Raw genomic sequence first — 17,665 nt, 5'->3', positions numbered from 1 at the left:
CACGCCCGGTTCGCTATGCCCGGTTCGCTATGCCCGGTGCGCTACGCCCGGTTCGCTATGCCCGGTCGCGCCAGGGCAGCTCCGCGGTGACCGTCGTGGGACCGCCGGCCGGTGAGTTCACGACGAACAGTCCGTCGACCGCGCCCAGCCGGTCCGCGAGCCCGCGCATCCCGGAGCCGCCGTCCAGGCTCGCCCCACCGCGCCCGTCGTCCTGCACCTGGATCAGCAGCCGGTCGTCGGCCCGCCACACGTCCACCGAGGCGGTACGCGCCCCGCTGTGCTTGCTGATGTTCTGCAGCAGCTCGGAGACGGTGAAGTAGGCGATGCCCTCGATCGCGGCCGCCGGTCTGGACGGCAGGTCGGCGGTCACCTGGACCGGCACCGTGCAGCGCGAGGCGACCGACGACAGCGCCGCGTCCAGCCCCCGGTCGGTCAGCACCGCCGGATGGATGCCCCGGGCGAGATCCCTGAGCTCCTGCAGCGCCAGCTTCACCTCGCCGTGCGCCTCCTCGACCATCGCGGCGGCCGCGTCGGGATCCTCCAGCAGCTTCTCCTTCGCCAGACCGAGCCCCATCGCCAGATTGACGAGCCGGGCCTGCGCCCCGTCGTGCAGATCACGCTCGATGCGCCGCAGGTCGGCGGCGGCCACGTCGACGACCACCCCCCGGTCCGACTCCAGCTCCGCGATCCGGCGCTCCAGCTCGTCGGAGGGCGACAGCAGGCCGCGCACCATCGCCCGGTCCACGTTCGCCAGCCCGCGCGCGATGAACGGCAGCACCGGCCACAGCACGAACAGCGAGACCAGCGTGAGGCAGAAGGTGAGGACGCCCCACGGCAGCCGGATGAAGTCGTACAGCAGCGTCCGCCAGCCCACCGGGTCCTTCAACGTCATCCACAGCCGCCCGGTGCCCGCACCGCGCCTGCTCCACGGCAGCGGGGTCGGCTCCTCCACCCGCACCCCGAGCAGCGCACGCGCGCGTCCCCGCTCCAGCTTCCCCAGCTGCCGGGCGCCCAGCAGGGTCGCGGCGAGCAGGGGAATACCGATCACCGTCAGCGTCAGGACACCGCTCACCCACACCGTCGTGGTGACGTACACGAAGCCGAACAGCGACATCGGCAGGTTCAGCAGGAGGTGCGAGATCTCCTTCCAGGTGTGCGCGTCGTAGGCGAACCGCACGGGCGGCAGCCGCTCGCGGTCCTCCTTGCCGTCGGCGAGGCTGAGGGATCGGGGTGCTGGTGCGGTCATATGCGCCAGCGTGCCGTGTGCCGTGGCGCGACGCCATGGAGTTCGCCGCCCGGGCCGCCCTGGGGAAAACCCCACCAGCCGACTCCGGTCCCGTGTCCCACCGCGGCCCGCCATGGCCCGCCGTGGCCCACTGTGTGACGGCCTGCTTACCGTGTCTTTATCAGGGCCTAGACTCCCGTGCGTACAGATCGTCGAATCAAGAGTTGACTGAGGTCACGGCACCGGGCCGGTCGGGCCTGTGGTCTGTCGAGGGAGTGAGGGACGGGCGATGCGGGAGACGGTGGGCGGTGAACCGACCGCGGTCCTCGCCGCGGACTACTTCGCGTCCTACTCGGTCGTGGGGCTGCTGACGCTGGTCGGCGTGCTCTTCGTAGCCGTCGCCTTCGGCGCCGGCCGGCTGCTGCGCCCGGTGGTCCCCACACCGGAGAAACTCCTCACCTACGAGTGCGGCGTCGACCCCGTCGGCGAGGGCTGGGCCCACACCCAGGTCCGCTACTACGTCTACGCCTTCCTCTACGTCATCTTCGCCGTCGACTCGATCTTCCTGTTCCCCTGGGCGACGGTCTTCGCCGCCCCCGGCTACGGCGCGACCACGCTCGTGGAGATGTTCATCTTCCTCGGCTTCCTCGCCGTGGGCCTGCTGTACGCATACAAGAAGGGCGTCCTGACATGGACGTGATGCCGGAGCCCGTGCCGCTGCCGGAGCCGCAGAGGCTGGGCGCGCTCGCCCGCCTCGCCCCCGAACCGATGAAGGTCGTCCTCAACTGGGGCCGCCGCTACTCGCTCTGGGTCTTCAACTTCGGCCTCGCCTGCTGCGCGATCGAGTTCATCGCCGCGTCGATGGCCCGCCACGACTTCATCCGCCTCGGCGTGATCCCCTTCGCGCCGGGCCCCCGCCAGGCCGACCTGATGGTGGTCTCGGGCACGGTCACGGACAAGATGGCCCCGGCGGTCAAGCGCCTGTACGAGCAGATGCCCGAGCCGAAGTACGTCATCTCCTTCGGCGCCTGCTCGAACTGCGGCGGCCCCTACTGGGACTCCTACTCCGTCACCAAGGGCGTCGACCAGATCATCCCCGTGGACGTCTACGTCCCCGGCTGCCCGCCGCGTCCCGAGGCGCTCCTCCAGGGCATCCTCAAACTCCAGGAGAAGATCGCCGCGGAGTCCCTGAGCGAGCGCTACGCCACCCCCCGCCCCTCCACCGCGGCCCTCCAGAGCGGCCTGGTCCGGCCCCCGGTCCCGGCCCCCACGGCGCACGACGGCCAGGGGGACCCACGATGACCACCCCGACCGGCTGGCTGCCGGCCCCGGCCGAGGAACTCTTCGGCACCGACGCCACCGCCGAAGAGTCCTACGACGTCCTGACGGTCGACGTCCCTCCCTCCTCCTGGCTCGCCGCCCTGGAGATCGCCCGTACGACCCTCTCCTGCACCTACTTCGACTGGCTGAGCGCGGTCGACGAACCCGGCACCGGCTTCCGTGTCTCCGCCCACGTCGTCGCCCTCGCACCGGTCCGCCGCCTGCTCCTGCGCACGACCGTCCCGCACGCCGCCCCCGAACTCCCGTCCGCCGTCGGCGTCTTCGCGGGCGCCCGCTGGCACGAACGCGAGACCCACGAGATGTTCGGCGTCCGCTTCACCGGCCACCCCGGCCTGGACCACCTCCTCCTCCCGGAAACCTTCGAAGGCCACCCCCTCCGCAAGGACTTCGTCCTCGCGGCCCGCGTCGCCAAGGCCTGGCCCGGCGCCAAGGAACCGGGCGAGTCCGACCACGGCGGCCCCAAGCGCCGCCAGATGCTCCCCCCGGGCGTCCCCGACCCCAACGAGTGGGGCCCCCTCAAGGGCCGGCTCCCGGCCGCCCCCGCCCGCCCGGCGCGAGCCGCAGCGGGCCGCCCCGCCGGCGAACGCCCGGCCCGTGCGACCGGCGAACGCCCGGTACGCCGCTCACGCACGACCGCAGAGGGCTCGGTGAGCCAGGCGGCCGAAGCAGCCGAGGCAGCCGGGCCGGCTGAGACGACTGCGGCGGCTGAGACGACCGCGGCGGCTGCGGCGCCCGAGACGACTGCCGAGGGCGTGGCGGGGCCGACGGCCGCTCCACGCCGCGCACGGACCGCGAGCGAGGGATCCGCCACGCAGCGGACGGCCTCCGGCGCGGAGAAGACGCCCGCCGAGGGGAGCGCCGCGCAAGGCACCGGGGTGGAAGCGACCGCTCCTCCCGCGGAGCCGTCGGCCGCTCCCCGGGGGCCGCGCCGGGCACGTACCACCTCGGGCGGCTCCGCTTCACAGCGTGCGCAGGAGACGGAGACCCCGGCGGTGCCGCCCACACCGGCCCGCCCCGCAACCCCCCGCAGCTCGGACGCGCCGTGGCACCACGCCCGCCCGGCCTTCGAGGAGCCGGGGACGGAGGAGCCGACGGCATCGGGGCCGGCCGAGTCGAGCCCTGCCGCGCCCGTGGAGCCCGAGCCGGACCCGGCCGAACCTGAGGCACCCGAGGACTCCGGTCCCGAACCGTCCGGTCCCGAACCGTCCGGCCTCGAGCCATCCGGCCCGGAGGCCCCGGCCTCAGCCGCCCCGCCCAACCCCGAAGCCCCGGCCCCCGCCGCCCCCGACGACCCGCCAGGAGGCCCGCAGTGAACGACGCTCTGGACGTCGCCCTGCGACTCCTCATCGTGTTCGTCGTCTTCCTCACCTTCCCTCTGATCGTCGGTCAGACCGAGCACAAGGTGATGGCCCACATGCAGGGCCGCCTCGGCCCGATGTACGCCGGTGGTTTCCACGGCTGGGCCCAGCTGATCGCCGACGGCGTGAAGTTCGCGCAGAAGGAGGACGTGGTCCCGGCGGGCGCGGACCGCCGTGTCTTCCAACTGGCCCCCGCGGTGGCCCTTCTCCCGTATCTGCTGGTGCTGCTCGCCATCCCGATCGGCCCCGGAGAGGGCGCGGTCGGTCAGGTCCTGGACGCGGGTGTGTTCTTCGTGCTGGCCGTGATGGGCATCGGCGTCCTCGGCTCGCTCATGGCCGGCTGGGCCAGCGCCAACAAGTTCTCCCTCCTCGGCGGCCTGCGCACCGCCGCCCAGCTCCTCGCCTACGAACTCCCGATGCTGCTCGCCGCCGCCTCCGTGGCGATGGCGGCCGGAACCGTCTCCCTGCCGGGCATCGTGGGCTCCTTCCACTGGTGGTGGCTGCCCTGGCAGATCACCGGCGGCCTGGTCTTCTTCGTCGCCGGCCTCGCGGAACTCCAGCGGCCCCCTTTCGACATGCCCGTCGCCGACTCGGAGATCATCTTCGGCGCGTACACCGAGTACACCGGCCTGCGCTTCGCCCTGTTCCTGCTCGCCGAGTACGCCGGGATCGTCGTCCTGTGCGGCCTGACCACCGTCCTCTTCCTGGGCGGCTGGCACGGCCCGTGGGGTGCCGACGGCCTCGGCTGGCTGTGGACCCTCCTGAAGACGGCCCTCCTCGCCTTCGTCGTGATCTGGCTCCGCGTGACCTACCCCCGGCTGCGCGAGGACCAGTTGCAGAAGTTCTCCTGGACCCTCCTCGTCCCCCTCTCTCTCGCCCAGATCGCCCTCACCGGCATCGTCAAGGTGGTGATCTCCTAACCGTGGCTCCCATTCCCGGAAGTGGCCTCGCCAAGGGCCTGGCCGTCACCCTGCGCACGATGACCCGGAAGTCGGTCACCGAGCAGTACCCGGACGCCCTTCCCGACCTCCCGCCCCGGACCCGGGGTGTGATCGGGCTGTTCGAGGAGAACTGCACGGTCTGCATGCTCTGCGCCCGTGAGTGCCCCGACTGGTGCATCTACATCGACTCCCACAAGGAGACCGTCCCGGCGGCGGCCCCGGGCGGCCGCGAACGCAGCCGCAACGTCCTGGACCGCTTCGCCATCGACTTCTCCCTGTGCATGTACTGCGGTATCTGCATCGAGGTCTGTCCTTTCGACGCGCTGTTCTGGTCCCCGGAGTTCGAGTACGCCGAGACCGACATCCGCGAACTCACCCACGAGCGCGACAAGCTCCGCGAGTGGATGTGGACGGTCCCGGCCCCGCCCGCCCTCGACCCCGGCGCGGAGGAACCGAAGGAGATCGCCGCCGCCCGCAAGACCGCCGAGAAGCTCGCGGCCGCCCAGGCCGAGCCGCGGGAGGGGGAGCAGTGATCCCTCTCGCCCAAGCACCGCACGGCTTCCTTTCGCCCACCGGTGTCGAGATCGCCTTCCTCCTCGTCGGCCTGGTCACCTTCGGCGCCGCCCTCGTCACGGTCACCACCCGCCAGCTCGTGCACGCCGCCCTGTGGCTGGTGGTCGCCCTCGGCGGGATCGCCGTCGAATACCTGCTGCTCACCGCCGAGTTCATCGCCTGGGTGCAGGTCCTCATCTATGTCGGCTCCGTCGTCGTCCTCCTTCTCTTCGGTCTGATGCTCACCAAGGCCCCGATCGGCCGATCCCCGGACGCCGACTCAGGAAACCGCTGGGTCGCGCTGGCCGTGGCCGTCGCCGCCGCGGCCGCCCTCGTCTGGGTGGTCGTGGACGCCTTCCGCTCCACCTGGATCGACCTCGACGGCGCCGCCGCCGGCTCGACGAAGGTCACCGGCGCGAGCCTCTTCCAGAACTGGGTCCTGCCCTTCGAGGCCCTCTCCGTCCTCCTCCTCGCGGCCCTCGTCGGCGCGATCGTCCTGTCCCGGAAGGCGGAGGCGGAGTCGGCCCCGCCCCCTGTGAACGGCCGGGACGTCACGCAGAGTTCCCATCCCGTCACAGGTTCCGGGATTCACCCGATCGAGCAACGGACCGAGCAGGCTCCCGAACAGAAACCCGAGCAGAAACCTGAGCAGAAGCCCGGGCAGGAATCCGAGCAGGAAGGCGCCCGCTGATGCACCTCGCCTATCCCGCCGTTCTCGCCGCTCTCCTCTTCTGCACCGGCCTGTACGGCGTCCTCGCCCGCCGCAACGCGATCCTGGTCCTGATGTCGGTCGAGCTGATGCTCAACGCCGTCAACCTCAACCTCGTCGCCTTCGACGTCTGGCTGAGCAAGACAGCCCGGGACACCCTGCACTCCGGCCAGGCCCTGACCCTGTTCACCATCGCCATCGCCGCCGCCGAGATCGGCATCGGCCTGGCGATCGTCCTCGCCGTCTACCGCAACCGCGGCACCTCCGACATCGACCGGCTCCGCGACACCGCCGAGGGCCACGACGACGGCACGCCCCCGGACGAGGCGGCCGACGAGAAGGCTGAGGCCACCGCGTGACCACGACCACCCTCGCCGTCCTCGTCCCCCTCCTGCCGTTCCTCGGCGCCGCCGCCGGTCTGCTCCTGGGACGCACCGCCCCCGGGTTCGTCCGCCCGCTCGCGATCCTGCCGACGCTCGCCGCGCTGGCCCTCGCCTGCACGGTCGCCGCCGACCAGGGCGGCGGCCGGGCCGTGGACGCCCACACCGAGCTCACCCCGACCGGCTCGGTCCCCATCGAACTCGCCCTGCACGTCGACGGCTTCGCCGCCCTCGTCGCCGTCCTCGTGGCCTTCGTCGCGACCTGCGTGCAGATCTACTCGACCGGCTACCTGCGCGAGGACCCGCGCTACCCCTCGTACGCCGCCCTCGTCTCCCTGTTCACCTCCGCGATGCTGCTGGTCGTCTACTCCGGCGACCTCATCGTGCTGCTGGTCGGCTGGGAAGTCATGGGCATCTGCTCCTACTTCCTGGTCGGCCACTACTGGGAGACTGCCGAGGCACGCGCCGCCTCCATGAAGGCCTTCCTGGTCACCAAGCTCGGCGACGTACCGTTCCTGATCGGCCTGTTCGCGCTGGCCACCGACGCCGGGTCGTTCCGCATCACCACGGTCCTCGGCACCGTCGCGAACGGCGGGCTGCACCACCCCACCCTGGTCGGCCTGCTGCTCCTGTGCGGAGTGGCCGGCAAGTCCGCGCAGTTCCCGCTGCACACCTGGCTCCCCGACGCCATGGCCGGCCCGACCCCCGTCTCCGCGCTGATCCACGCCGCGACCATGGTCGCCGCCGGTGTCTACTTCGTCGCCCGCCTCCTCCCGGTCTTCGAGGCCAGTGCGGCCGTGATGGTCGTCCTCGCCGTCATGGGGGCCGTCACGATGGTCGGTTCGGCTCTCGCCGCGCTCGCCCAGGACGACATCAAGCGCGTCCTCGCCTACTCGACGATCGGCCAGCTCGGCTACATGACCGGCGCCCTCGCCGTCGGCGACCGTGGTGCCGCCGTCTTCCACCTCCTGTCCCACGGCGCCTTCAAGGCGCTCCTGTTCCTCGCGGCCGGCGTGATCATCCATGCCGCCGGCACCAACTCGCTGGCCGTCATGTCCCGCACCTCAGGCCTGCGCGACCGGGTCCCGGACGCCTACTGGACGATGACCGTGGCCCTGCTCGCGCTCGCCGCGATCCCTCCCTTCAGCGGCTTCTTCTCGAAGGAGTCCGTCCTCGGAGCCGCGGAGCACGCGACGAACGGTCACACCGAGCACGTCCCCGGCAGCGCCGGCTGGATCGTCCTGGTCGCGGGCCTGGTCACCGCGCTGCTGACCGCCGCCTACGCGACCCGCCTGTGGCTGCTGACCTTCCGGGGCCGGGGGGCCGAGGCACCCGGCCACGGCAGGCAGCCGCGGTCCATGACTGTGGTCCTGTGGGTCCTGGCCGTGCCGTCCCTCGCCTTCGGCGGGTTCGCCTACCGCTCGCTGCCCGGCTGGTTCGACGGCCGCGCCCTCACCCCGACCCTCACCACGTCGGTCCTCGGCACCGGCCTCGCGCTCGTCGGCGGACTCGTCAGCTACGGCGCCTGGCAGCACACCAGGGCGCTGGCCGCCCGCGTCCCGCTCGGGGCGGTCGTCACCCACCCCGAGGCCGAGCCCGGGCTCGTCGAGGCCGAGGCCATCGCCGCCCACCAGCAGGTGTTCGGCGATGTGGCCTACGCACCCGACCCGGCGGACCCCGGCCGGCTGCTGCTCGGCCCCCTGCACCGGCACGCGGCCGAGGGCTTCCACCTGGACGCCTTTTACGACGCGCTGTTCGTCCGCCCGGTGCTGGCCGCCGCGAGTCTCGTCCAGTTCCTCGACCGCGAGGTCGTCGACACCTACGTGCGCGGGGCGGGCGCTCTGCCCCGCCTGCTCGGCGCCGCCGTACGGCGAGCCCAGACCGGCAACGTCCAGACCTATGTGAGCGCGCTGCTCGCCGGCACCGTCGTCCTGGCGGTCGCCGTCCTCCTCGTCGCCACGGGAGCGTGAGCAGGCGTGATCGATATCAGCGAGTCCGTGATGCAGTTCCTTCTGGCATTGATCGTCGTCGGCCCGCTTCTCGGCGCGGTCGCCGCCCTGCTGCCCGCCCCGCCCGGGCTGAAGGGGAAGTCGCCCGAGCAGGCCGTGCTCCGCCACGGCGTGACCGTGACCGGCGCGATCCTCATCGCCGCGATCGTCCTCGCGCTCGGCTTCGACCAGGACCATCCGTCGAGGATGCAGGCCACGACCGACATCAGCTGGATCCCCGCACTCGACGTGCGCATCCACCTCGGCATCGACGGCATCTCCCTCCCCCTCGTGGTCCTGACCGCGCTGCTGACGTTCCTCTGCGCGCTCTACTCGTACTTCAACCCGCCCGCGGGCCCGTCCCCGAAGGCTTTCGTCGCACTGATCCTCGTCCTGGAGTCCGGCACCCTCGCGAGCTTCGCCGTCCTCGACCTGCTGCTGTTCTTCCTCGCGTTCGAGACGGTGCTCATCCCGATGTACTTCCTCATCGCCCGCTGGGGCGGCGCGGGGCGGACCAGGGCCGCCTGGAGGTTCATCCTCTTCACCCTGCTCGGATCCGTCGTCATGCTGCTCGGCCTGCTCCTGATCGGAATCAAGGCGGGCACGTTCGACATGGTGGCACTCGCCACTGACAACGGCCGGTCGCTGACCGCATCCGTGCAGGTCATCGCCGTTCTGACGATCGGGATCGGGCTCGCGGTCAAGACCCCGATGTGGCCCCTGCACAGCTGGCTGCCGGACGCCCACACCGCCGCGCCGACCGTCGGCTCGGTCCTGCTCGCAGGTGTCATGCTCAAGATGGGCACGTACGGGTTCGTCCGGATCCTGCTGCCGGTCGCGCCCGACGGATTCCGCACCTTCGCGCCGTACCTCGCCGCCTTCGCGGTCGTCGGGATCATCTACGGGTCCCTGGCCTGCCTGAACCTGGCCAAACGGGGCGCCAAGGGCGACCTCAAACGGCTGATCGCCTACTCCTCCGTCGGCCACATGGGCTTCGTCCTGCTCGGCATCGCCACCATGACCCCGACCGGCGTCAACGGCGCCCTGTTCGCCAACATCGCCCACGGCCTCATCACCGGCCTGCTGTTCTTCCTGGTCGGCGGTCTGAAGGACCGCACCGGCACCACCGACCTGGACACCCTCGCGGAGGAGACGGGAGCCGCGCTGTACGGCAGGGCACCGAGGCTCGGCGGACTGCTCGCGTTCGCCGCCGTCGCCTCGCTCGGGCTCCCCGGCCTCGCCGGGTTCTGGGGCGAGATGCTGGCCCTGTTCGGAGCCTTCAAGCCCGCCGCCGGCCTCAGCCGACCGGCCTTCCTGACCTTCATGGCGATCGCCGCCTTCGGCACCCTGCTGACGGCCGCCTACATGCTGGCCGTGGTCCGCCGCGTCTGCATGGGCGCCACACCGCAGGACATGCCGGAACTCGCCGACGTCCGCACCTACGAGTTCGCGGCCTGGACCCCGCTCGTCGCCCTCACCGTCGTCGCCGGACTGTGGCCGCGGGCCCTGCTCGGTCTGACTGATCCGGCCGTGCAGCAGCTCCTCGCAGGAGGCACCCGATGAGCGCCCTGGCCCAGCCACTGGCCGCGAACCTCGTCCAGTCCGTCGACTGGCTCGCCATCGCCCCGCCCACCCTCACCGCGGTCGTCGGCCTGATCGTCCTGATCGCCGACCTCTTCGTACCCGAGGCAAGGAAACCGCTCCTCGGCTGGGTCTCGGTCGCCGGACTCGCCGCGGCCGCCCTCCTGCTGCTCCCGCTCCTCGGCCATGACCGCAGCACCTTCTGCCTGACCGGCAGCACGCGAGCGTGCAGCTACACGGCCGACCGGTTCACCCTGGTCGTGCAGTTCCTCGTCCTCGGCGGCGCCCTGCTCACGGCCCTGCTGTCCCTCACCACCCTGAGGGACGGAAACCGCCGCCACCCCCAGGGCGAGTTCTGGTTCCTGCTGCTCTCCTCGGCCGCCGGCGCCGCCCTGCTGCCCGCCTCCCGCGACCTCGCCACCCTGATCGTCGCCCTGGAGGTCGCCTCCCTGCCCGCCTTCGCCCTCGTCGGCATCCGGCACGGCGACAAGAGGTCCTCCGAAGCGGCCCTGAAGTTCTTCCTGTCCTCGGTGACCGCGACCGCGGTCAGCCTCATGGGCGTCAGCTTCGTGTACGCCACCACCGGCAGCCTCTACCTCACCCAGGTCGCCGACCGGATCCAGCACGTCGACGGACAACTGCACACCCTCGCCCAGACGGGCGTCGTCCTCACCCTCGTGGGTTTCGCGTTCAAGACGGCCGCCGTCCCCTTCCACTTCTGGGTGCCCGACACCTACGTCGGCGCCCCGCTCCCGATCGCCGCCTACCTGTCGGTCGTCGGCAAGGCCGTCGGCTTCTCCGGCCTGATCCTGGTCACCGTCGTCGCCTTCCCGTCGTACGCCGACGTCTGGGGACCCGCCCTCGCCGCCCTGGCCGCCCTCACCATGACCGTCGGCAACGTGGCGGCCCTGCGCCAGCAGGCCACGCGCGCGTACAGCGCGGTACGACTGCTCGCCTGGTCGTCGGTGGGCCAGGCCGGCTATCTGCTGGTGCCGATCGCCGCCGCCGGATACACCAAGGACACCCAGAAGGCCGTCGGCTCCACCGTCGCCTACGCCCTCATGTACGCCGCCGTGAACCTCGGTGCCTTCGCGGTGGCCGCCGCCGTCGCCCGTACCCAGCGGCTCAACCGGATCTCCGACTACCGCGGCCTGTACGCCAGGAACCCGCTCACCGCACTGCTCCTCGCGTTCTTCCTGCTGTGCCTCGCCGGACTCCCGCCCGGCATCATCGGCCTGTTCGCCAAGGTCACCGTCTTCTCGGCAGCCGTCGACGCCGGCCTCGGCTGGCTCGCCGTCGTCATGGCCGTCAACGTGGTGATCGCCCTCTACTACTACCTCCAGTGGACGACCCTGCTGTTCCGCGCTCCGGAGGGTGAGCCCGTCAGGCACCGTCTCCCGGCCCCCCTCACGGCCGCGCTCGCCCTCACCGGCACCCTCGGCGTCGTCCTCTCCGGCGCACCGCAGCTGGTCCTCCGCTTCGCCGCCACGGGCCTGTTCTGACGCCCTGCACGCGCGCGTGGGGGGACATCCCGCACGCCCGCGTGCCGGGCGGTCACGCGCGCCCGGCACGGCCCTCACCCGGACGGCTCACGCGGCGCACAGCGGGCACAAGGGAACTAGTGGCCGTCGCCTGGCGTTGACCAGTGCGAAAGGGTCCACTGGACGTGACACCACGACACCGGTGGCATCGCAGATCGGAAGGCAGCACCGCAGGCAAAGGGTTCCCCTGCCGCACGACTTGGAGGGCGTACCGTGCACCGCCGGCACAACGGGCTCAGGACCGCAGTTCTCCTCGGGGGACTGTCGGCACTCATCATCGTCATCGGCAGCTTCTTCGGCCGAACGGGTCTGATCGTCGCGGTCCTCGTCGCCCTCGGGACGAACGCGTACGCGTACTGGAACAGCGACAAACTGGCGCTACGCGCGATGCGCGCCCGCCCGGTGAGCGAATTCGAGGCCCCGGCCCTGTACCGGATGGTCCGCGACCTCTCCACCCAGGCCCGCCAGCCCATGCCCCGCCTGTACATCTCCCCGACGGAGGCACCGAACGCCTTCGCCACGGGCCGCAATCCGCGCAACGCCGCCGTGTGCTGCACGGAAGGCATCCTGCGCATCCTGGACGAGCGGGAACTGCGCGGTGTCATCGGCCACGAACTCAGCCACGTCTACAACCGCGACATCCTCATCTCGTCCGTCGCCGGCGCCCTCGCCTCGGTGATCATGTTCCTCGTCAACTTCGCCTGGCTGATCCCGGTCGGCCGTTCGGACGACGACGACGGCCCCGGCTTCCTCGGCCTGCTGCTGATCATGATCCTGGGCCCGCTCGCCGCCAGCCTCATCCAGCTCGCCATCAGCCGCTCCCGGGAGTACGAGGCGGACGCCTCCGGCGCCCAGCTCACCGGTGACCCGCTCGCCCTCGCCAGCGCCCTGCGCAAGCTGGACGCCGGCACCAAGCAGCTCCCGCTGCCCCCCGAGCCCCGGATCGAGACCGCGAGCCACATGATGATCGCGAACCCCTTCCGTCCGGGGCAGGGACTGTCCAAGATGTTCTCGACGCACCCGCCCATGGCGGAACGGATCGCCCGGCTAGAGAAGATGGCAGGTCGCCCGCAGTGAAGACCATCCTGAACATCATTTGGCTCGTCCTGAGCGGCTTCTGGCTGTTCCTCGGCTACCTGCTCGCGGGCGTGATCCTCTGCATCACGATCATCGGCATTCCATTTGGCATAGCAGCATTTCGTATCGGCGTGTACGCCCTCTGGCCCTTCGGCTACACGACCGTGGAGCGCCGCGACGCGGGTGCCCCCTCCTGCATCGGCAACGTCCTGTGGCTGGTCCTCGCGGGCTGGTGGCTGGCCCTTGCCCACATCGTCACCGGCATCGCGATGTGCCTGACGATCATCGGTATCCCGTTCGGCATCGCCAACTTCAAGCTGATCCCGGTCTCCCTGCTCCCGCTCGGCCGCGAGATCGTCCCCACGGACCAGCCGTTCGCGACCCGCTGACCGCTCCTCGTCCCCTCGAAGAAGACCGACCTCATCCGACGCCATCCGACCTCATCCGACGTCTCCGGTCGACGAGTTGTCCACAGGCCGGAGCGTCGGCGGGAGGTTGTCCACAGGCCGGCCCGGTTGTCAGTGGCGGGCTGCATCATGAAGCCATGACCGAGATCGAGCAGTTGCTGACACAGGTGACCGCGCAGGCCCGCGAGTCCCGCCCCTGGGGCTGGCCTTCGCTCCCCGCGCCCGTCGACGCCGCCACGCTCGACCGCGCTGGTCAGGCCCTGGGCTTCCCGCTGCCACCCCTCCTCGCCGCGCTCTACGAGCGGGTGGGCGACGGCGGGTTCGGCCCGTCGTACGGCCTGCTGCCCCTGCTCGACGCGGCGCCCTCGGGCGAACCGGCCGCGGTCGCCCAGTACCTCACCAACCGCGAGTACGGCCGCAAGAACCCGGACTGGCCCTGGCCCGAGGGTGTCCTGCCGATATCCCACTGGGGCTGCGGCATGTACGCGTGCGTGGACTGCCGGACCCCACAGGCCACGGTCCTGCTCTACGAGCCGAACGCCGACGACGCCGACGGCGCCTGGTTCGTGGACGCGCCCAGCCTCACCGACTGGCTGCGCGTATGGCTGGAGGGTACGGGCTGGTACGAGGAGACCGACGAGGGCACGGACCTGGCGCCCTGGGCCGACTTCCGGATACGCACGGCTCCGGAGCAGGCCTCCTGAGAGAGCCGGGGCCTTGCGAGCGCGGACGCCGCCGTCCTGCGCCGCAGGCAGCGGAAAGCGGCGTGAGAAGCGGAAGCGGTCTCGGTCTCGTGGTCACCGCCGGTCACGGTGGCTACCGTGCCGCAGCCCACTGCCGTACGGCGTACGCCACCGCACCCACCGCCAGTACGGCCGCCCCCGAGATCACCGACGCCACCGGCAGCGCGAACGCGAGGATCACGCACCCCAGCAGTCCCACCACTGGAACCAGCCGAGCCCGCGGCGCCGGATCCAGCGTCCACGCCGAGGCGTTGGCCACCGCGTAGTACACCAGCACACCGAAGGAGGAGAACCCGATGGCACCCCGGACGTCCGCGGTCGCCGCGACCACGGCGACCACCGCGCCCACGGCCAGCTCGGCGCGGTGCGGGACCTGGAAACGTGGGTGCACGGCGGCCAGCGCCGGAGGCAGATGACCGTCACGGGCCATGGCCAGCGTCGTCCGTGACACGCCCAGGATCAGGGCCAGCAGCGAGCCGAGCGCGGCCACCGCGGCCCCCACCCGCACCACGGGCACCAGCCCCGGCATCCCGGCCGCCCGTACCGCGTCGGCCAGTGGCGCGGCCGCCCGCCCGAGCCCGTCCGTGCCCAGCACCGAGATCGCGGCCACCGCCACGCACGCGTACACGACCAGCGTGATCCCCAGGGCCAGCGGGATCGCCCGCGGGATGGTGCGGGCCGGGTCCCGCACCTCCTCGCCGAGGGTCGCGATCCGCGCGTACCCGGCGAACGCGAAGAACAGCAGGCCGGCCGCCTGGAGCAGCCCGCCCACGCCCGACGACAGCCCGATGTCCAGCCGCCCCGCGTCCGCCGCCCCGGACGTCAGGCACACGACCACCACGGCGGCGAGGACCGCCAGCACCACGGCCACGATCACCCGCGTCAGCCAGGCCGACTTCTGGATGCCGCCGTAGTTCACGGCGGTCAGTGCCACCACGGCCGCGACCGCCACCGCATGCGCCTGCCCCGGCCAGACGTACGCGCCGACGGTGAGCGCCATCGCGGCGCAGGACGCGGTCTTGCCGACGACGAACGCCCAGCCCGCGAGATACCCCCAGAAGGCGCCGAGCCGCTCCCGCCCGTACACATAGGTGCCGCCCGACTGCGGGTACCGCGCGGCCAGGCGGGCCGAGGACAGGGCGTTGCAGTAGGCGACCAGGGCGGCGACGGCCAGTGCGGGAAGCAGCCCCGACCCGGCCGCGCGGGCCGCGGGGCCCAGGGCGGAGAACACACCGGCCCCGACCATCGAGCCGAGTCCGACGACCACGGCGTCGCGCACGCCCAGCGTGCGCCGCAGACCGGAGGGGGAGGAGGTGACCACGGACCGCACCCTACTGATCACCGCAACCGTGCGGTATCGCCCAGGCGTCCTCGTCACCGACAAGGCACGAACACACGCGCGGCGGACGCGAACGGACGGCTCGGACAGCCTGTCCGGCACAACCTGTCCGGCACAGCCGGCCCAGACCGAAATCACAGGGCCGGAACAGTGCGAACACAGCGCGGAAGGGCAGGTTCAGGTCATGGGCATCATCAGCTGGATCATCCTGGGACTGTTGGCCGGCGCCATCGCCAAGGTCCTGCTGCCGGGACGCGACCCGGGCGGCTTCATCGGCACGACCCTCATCGGCATCGTGGGTGCGTTCCTCGGCGGCTGGATATCGGCCCGCTGGCTGGACCACCCGATCACCAAGAACTTCTACGACGGCGCGACCTGGGTGGCGGCGATCGGCGGCTCGCTGGTCCTGCTGATCGCCTATCGCCTTCTGTTCGGCAACTCTCGCGACTGAACACCCCCGGCCGCAGCCGGCGCACGGGAGTGCACGGGAGTGCACGGGAGTGCACGGGAAGGGCGGGCACCACGGGGTACCCGCCCTTCTCGTGCTTCGACAGCGCTGCCTACCGGTAGTTCACGAACTGGAGCGCGAAGTCGAAGTCCTGGCCCTTCAGAAGCGCGATCACGGCCTGGAGGTCGTCGCGGCTCTTGGAGCTGACACGCAGTTCGTCGCCCTGGACCTGCGCCTTCACGCCCTTGGGGCCCTCGTCGCGGATGATCTTCGCGACCTTCTTCGCGTTCTCCTGGGAGATGCCCTCCTCGATGGAGGCGAAGATCTTGTACTCCTTGCCGGAGAGCTGCGGCTCACCGGCGTCCAGCGCCTTCAGCGAGATGCCACGCTTGATCAGCTTCGACTGGAAGACGTCGAGGATCGCCTTGACCCGCTCCTCGGAATTCGCCTCCATCAGGATCTTCTCGCCGGACCAGGCGATCGAGGCGCCCACGCCCTTGAAGTCGTAGCGCTGCGAGACCTCCTTGGCGGCCTGGTTGAGGGCGTTGTCGACCTCCTGCCGCTCGACCTTCGAGACGATGTCGAAACTGGAGTCGGCCATGTCCTGTGGCTCCTTGTATCGGGGGGCGTATCGGGATGCGTTCCGGCGCGCGGCGGCGGTCGCCGGGCCCGGTGTGGGGCCGGGCCGCATCCTCACCAGCCTAGCCATCCCGCGTCCCGCGGGCGGCGATCAATCGGGTGGCGGAGCACCCCTGTGGATCGGGTATTGTTTACGTCGTTGCCAGGGAGCGCCGCCGAAAAGCGGTTCGAGCTGGTGACAGAACCCCGGCGGTGTGCCCGAGCGGCCAAAGGGAGCAGACTGTAAATCTGCCGGCTCAGCCTTCCCAGGTTCGAATCCTGGCGCCGCCACACGGGAACCAAGGGCCCGTGACCTGCTATCAAGCAGGTCACGGGCCCTTGGTCATGTGTCCGTGTGCACGCCTTCACGGGAACGGGGCCGTGCGGCCGCGGAGGCGTGACGAGGTGTGACGAGGCGTGATGAAGATCATGCAGGTGCTTCGGTGACGCTACGGCCGGGGACCGCGGTCCGTCGTCTCGGCCCCGCCCCGGGGCACACTGAACACATGTCCTCCCGACGAAGAACCTGCCCGGTGTGCCGCCGTGAAATCGCCGTCGTGGCGGGCCGTTTCGCGCGGCACGACCCGCCCGGGGCGCGTGAGAACGGGGAACTGGTCTCGTGCTCGGGCTCGCGGCAGCAGGCCCGGATCGGTGCCGTACAGCCCGCGTTGGACGGTTACGTCGTGCCCGAGTTCCCCGGACAGCTGCCGTTGTTCTGAGAGCGGGAACTCAGTTCCCGGCCACCGACTTCACGGCCACCGTGACCGGCGTCGATCCGCCGATCAGCTCCAGGGTCAGGCCCGCCGTCGCCGAGGTGTCCACCAACTCCGCGAGTACGGCCGCCACGTCGTCGCGGGTGACCGCGCCCCGGCCCGTGTGCGCCTCCAGCCGCACCAGGCCGGTGCCCGGCGTGTCCGTCAGCGCACCGGGGCGCAGGATCGTCCAGTCCAGGGCACTCTGCCGGGTCACATACGCGTCGGCCTCGCCCTTGGCCCGCAGGTAAGCGTCGAAGACCCCGTCACCCTGGTGCGCCGGGTCCGCGCCCATCCCGGAGACGACCACGAAACGGCGTACGCCCGCGCGCACGGCCGCGTCCGCGAACAGCACCGCCGCGCCCCTGTCCACCGTGTCCTTGCGGGCCACGCCGCTGCCCGGGCCCGCGCCCGCCGAGAACACCGCCGCGTCCGCTCCCCGCAGGTGCGTCGCGACCTCCTCGACCGACGCCGACTCCAGGTCCAGCAGCACCGGTTCGGCACCGGCCGCCCGCAGGTCGTCGCCCTGCTCGGCTCTCCGGATGATCCCCGCGACCTCGTCCCCGCGCGCGGAGAGCAGCCGCTCCAGCCGCAACGCGATCTGACCATGACCACCAGCGATGACAATGCGCATGTCTCAGACCGTACGCCCGAAGCCCCGCGTC

Annotated in this window: 19 protein-coding genes and 1 tRNA gene; 16 read left to right on the top strand and 4 right to left on the bottom strand. The window is 71.4% G+C overall.

Features of this window, described 5'->3' with window-relative positions:
* Positions 1-55 precede the first annotated feature (55 nt).
* The gene (locus ACFWPQ_RS13445) at positions 56-1,246 is read right to left on the bottom strand and encodes a sensor histidine kinase (RefSeq protein ID WP_384032826.1); all 1,191 of its coding nucleotides are present in this window, start codon (positions 1,244-1,246) and stop codon (positions 56-58) included.
* Between the two features lie 268 nt (positions 1,247-1,514).
* Between ACFWPQ_RS13445 and ACFWPQ_RS13440 the strand changes: the two genes are divergently transcribed.
* The 13 genes from ACFWPQ_RS13440 to ACFWPQ_RS13380 all read left to right on the top strand — a co-directional run bounded on the left by ACFWPQ_RS13440 (position 1,515) and on the right by ACFWPQ_RS13380 (position 13,804).
* Entirely contained in the window at positions 1,515-1,925 is a 411-nt protein-coding gene (locus ACFWPQ_RS13440) for an NADH-quinone oxidoreductase subunit A (RefSeq protein ID WP_361282830.1), read from the top strand.
* The gene (locus tag ACFWPQ_RS13435; protein WP_384032823.1) at positions 1,916-2,527 is read left to right on the top strand and encodes an NADH-quinone oxidoreductase subunit B; all 612 of its coding nucleotides are present in this window, start codon (positions 1,916-1,918) and stop codon (positions 2,525-2,527) included. Before ACFWPQ_RS13440 ends, ACFWPQ_RS13435 begins: the two co-directional genes overlap by 10 nt.
* Positions 2,524-3,879 (top strand): NADH-quinone oxidoreductase subunit C, encoded by a 1,356-nt coding sequence (locus ACFWPQ_RS13430; protein ID WP_384032822.1) that lies wholly within the window; start codon positions 2,524-2,526, stop codon positions 3,877-3,879. The genes ACFWPQ_RS13435 and ACFWPQ_RS13430 overlap by 4 nt, the downstream gene beginning before the upstream one ends.
* The gene (locus tag ACFWPQ_RS13425) at positions 3,876-4,844 is read left to right on the top strand and encodes a complex I subunit 1 family protein (protein WP_361282836.1); all 969 of its coding nucleotides are present in this window, start codon (positions 3,876-3,878) and stop codon (positions 4,842-4,844) included. Before ACFWPQ_RS13430 ends, ACFWPQ_RS13425 begins: the two co-directional genes overlap by 4 nt.
* Before the next feature lie 2 nt (positions 4,845-4,846).
* The gene (locus tag ACFWPQ_RS13420) at positions 4,847-5,398 is read left to right on the top strand and encodes a NuoI/complex I 23 kDa subunit family protein (protein ID WP_384032820.1); all 552 of its coding nucleotides are present in this window, start codon (positions 4,847-4,849) and stop codon (positions 5,396-5,398) included.
* Complete coding sequence (locus ACFWPQ_RS13415) at positions 5,398-6,108, top strand: NADH-quinone oxidoreductase subunit J (protein WP_384033202.1); 711 nt, start codon at positions 5,398-5,400, stop codon at positions 6,106-6,108. The genes ACFWPQ_RS13420 and ACFWPQ_RS13415 overlap by 1 nt, the downstream gene beginning before the upstream one ends.
* Positions 6,108-6,485 (top strand): NADH-quinone oxidoreductase subunit NuoK, encoded by a 378-nt coding sequence (gene nuoK, locus ACFWPQ_RS13410; protein WP_361282840.1) that lies wholly within the window; start codon positions 6,108-6,110, stop codon positions 6,483-6,485. The genes ACFWPQ_RS13415 and nuoK overlap by 1 nt, the downstream gene beginning before the upstream one ends.
* Positions 6,482-8,476, top strand: a complete 1,995-nt coding sequence (locus tag ACFWPQ_RS13405; protein WP_384032818.1) for an NADH-quinone oxidoreductase subunit L — start codon at positions 6,482-6,484, stop codon at positions 8,474-8,476. Before nuoK ends, ACFWPQ_RS13405 begins: the two co-directional genes overlap by 4 nt.
* Positions 8,477-8,482: 6 nt before the next feature.
* Positions 8,483-10,057, top strand: coding sequence for an NADH-quinone oxidoreductase subunit M (locus ACFWPQ_RS13400; protein WP_384032816.1), 1,575 nt, complete (start codon positions 8,483-8,485; stop codon positions 10,055-10,057).
* Complete coding sequence (locus tag ACFWPQ_RS13395; protein ID WP_384032814.1) at positions 10,054-11,577, top strand: NADH-quinone oxidoreductase subunit N; 1,524 nt, start codon at positions 10,054-10,056, stop codon at positions 11,575-11,577. The genes ACFWPQ_RS13400 and ACFWPQ_RS13395 overlap by 4 nt, the downstream gene beginning before the upstream one ends.
* 252 nt (positions 11,578-11,829) lie before the next feature.
* Complete coding sequence (gene htpX / locus ACFWPQ_RS13390) at positions 11,830-12,693, top strand: zinc metalloprotease HtpX (RefSeq protein WP_089099496.1); 864 nt, start codon at positions 11,830-11,832, stop codon at positions 12,691-12,693.
* Entirely contained in the window at positions 12,690-13,082 is a 393-nt protein-coding gene (locus tag ACFWPQ_RS13385; protein ID WP_089099495.1) for a YccF domain-containing protein, read from the top strand. Before htpX ends, ACFWPQ_RS13385 begins: the two co-directional genes overlap by 4 nt.
* Positions 13,083-13,237: 155 nt before the next feature.
* Positions 13,238-13,804 (top strand): SMI1/KNR4 family protein, encoded by a 567-nt coding sequence (locus ACFWPQ_RS13380; protein ID WP_384032812.1) that lies wholly within the window; start codon positions 13,238-13,240, stop codon positions 13,802-13,804.
* A 112-nt stretch (positions 13,805-13,916) separates the two neighbouring features.
* Here the strand turns inward: ACFWPQ_RS13380 and ACFWPQ_RS13375 are convergent, their stop codons facing one another.
* Positions 13,917-15,164: an APC family permease gene (locus tag ACFWPQ_RS13375; protein ID WP_384032810.1), complete on the bottom strand. Its 1,248-nt coding sequence runs from the start codon at positions 15,162-15,164 to the stop codon at positions 13,917-13,919.
* A 202-nt stretch (positions 15,165-15,366) separates the two neighbouring features.
* On the opposite strand from ACFWPQ_RS13375, the gene ACFWPQ_RS13370 reads away from it, so the two are divergent.
* Positions 15,367-15,633 carry a GlsB/YeaQ/YmgE family stress response membrane protein gene (locus ACFWPQ_RS13370; RefSeq protein WP_384033199.1) on the top strand — a complete coding sequence of 89 codons (267 nt, stop codon included), beginning with the start codon at positions 15,367-15,369 and terminating at the stop codon, positions 15,631-15,633.
* Between the two features lie 109 nt (positions 15,634-15,742).
* Here the strand turns inward: ACFWPQ_RS13370 and ACFWPQ_RS13365 are convergent, their stop codons facing one another.
* Positions 15,743-16,231, bottom strand: coding sequence for a YajQ family cyclic di-GMP-binding protein (locus ACFWPQ_RS13365; protein WP_384032808.1), 489 nt, complete (start codon positions 16,229-16,231; stop codon positions 15,743-15,745).
* A 226-nt stretch (positions 16,232-16,457) separates the two neighbouring features.
* On the opposite strand from ACFWPQ_RS13365, the gene ACFWPQ_RS13360 reads away from it, so the two are divergent.
* Together ACFWPQ_RS13360 and ACFWPQ_RS13355 are read left to right on the top strand one after the other, a co-directional pair.
* Positions 16,458-16,539 (top strand) — tRNA-Tyr (locus ACFWPQ_RS13360).
* A gap of 215 nt (positions 16,540-16,754) precedes the next feature.
* Positions 16,755-16,967, top strand: a complete 213-nt coding sequence (locus ACFWPQ_RS13355) for a hypothetical protein (RefSeq protein WP_361282855.1) — start codon at positions 16,755-16,757, stop codon at positions 16,965-16,967.
* Positions 16,968-16,977: 10 nt separating this feature from the next.
* Here the strand turns inward: ACFWPQ_RS13355 and ACFWPQ_RS13350 are convergent, their stop codons facing one another.
* Positions 16,978-17,634 carry an SDR family oxidoreductase gene (locus ACFWPQ_RS13350; RefSeq protein WP_384032806.1) on the bottom strand — a complete coding sequence of 219 codons (657 nt, stop codon included), beginning with the start codon at positions 17,632-17,634 and terminating at the stop codon, positions 16,978-16,980.
* Positions 17,635-17,665: the final 31 nt, after the last annotated feature.

Source organism: Streptomyces sp. NPDC058464 (assembly GCF_042721035.1).
GTDB lineage: Bacteria > Actinomycetota > Actinomycetes > Streptomycetales > Streptomycetaceae > Streptomyces.
Note: the sequence above shows the minus strand (reverse complement) of the source record. Positions and strands in the feature narration are given on the sequence as shown.

What these genes read in the sequence shown, in the direction of transcription:
- ACFWPQ_RS13365 (WP_384032808.1), bottom strand. Translation starts at nt 16,231, where the DNA reads ATGGCCGACTCCAGTTTCGACATCGTCTCGAAGGTCGAGCGGCAGGAG.
- ACFWPQ_RS13370 (WP_384033199.1), top strand. Translation starts at nt 15,367, where the DNA reads ATGGGCATCATCAGCTGGATCATCCTGGGACTGTTGGCCGGCGCCATC.
- nuoK (WP_361282840.1), top strand. Translation starts at nt 6,108, where the DNA reads ATGCACCTCGCCTATCCCGCCGTTCTCGCCGCTCTCCTCTTCTGCACC.
- ACFWPQ_RS13440 (WP_361282830.1), top strand. Translation starts at nt 1,515, where the DNA reads ATGCGGGAGACGGTGGGCGGTGAACCGACCGCGGTCCTCGCCGCGGAC.
- ACFWPQ_RS13430 (WP_384032822.1), top strand. Translation starts at nt 2,524, where the DNA reads ATGACCACCCCGACCGGCTGGCTGCCGGCCCCGGCCGAGGAACTCTTC.
- ACFWPQ_RS13350 (WP_384032806.1), bottom strand. Translation starts at nt 17,634, where the DNA reads ATGCGCATTGTCATCGCTGGTGGTCATGGTCAGATCGCGTTGCGGCTG.
- ACFWPQ_RS13355 (WP_361282855.1), top strand. Translation starts at nt 16,755, where the DNA reads ATGTCCTCCCGACGAAGAACCTGCCCGGTGTGCCGCCGTGAAATCGCC.
- ACFWPQ_RS13380 (WP_384032812.1), top strand. Translation starts at nt 13,238, where the DNA reads ATGACCGAGATCGAGCAGTTGCTGACACAGGTGACCGCGCAGGCCCGC.
- ACFWPQ_RS13395 (WP_384032814.1), top strand. Translation starts at nt 10,054, where the DNA reads ATGAGCGCCCTGGCCCAGCCACTGGCCGCGAACCTCGTCCAGTCCGTC.
- ACFWPQ_RS13435 (WP_384032823.1), top strand. Translation starts at nt 1,916, where the DNA reads ATGGACGTGATGCCGGAGCCCGTGCCGCTGCCGGAGCCGCAGAGGCTG.
- ACFWPQ_RS13445 (WP_384032826.1), bottom strand. Translation starts at nt 1,246, where the DNA reads ATGACCGCACCAGCACCCCGATCCCTCAGCCTCGCCGACGGCAAGGAG.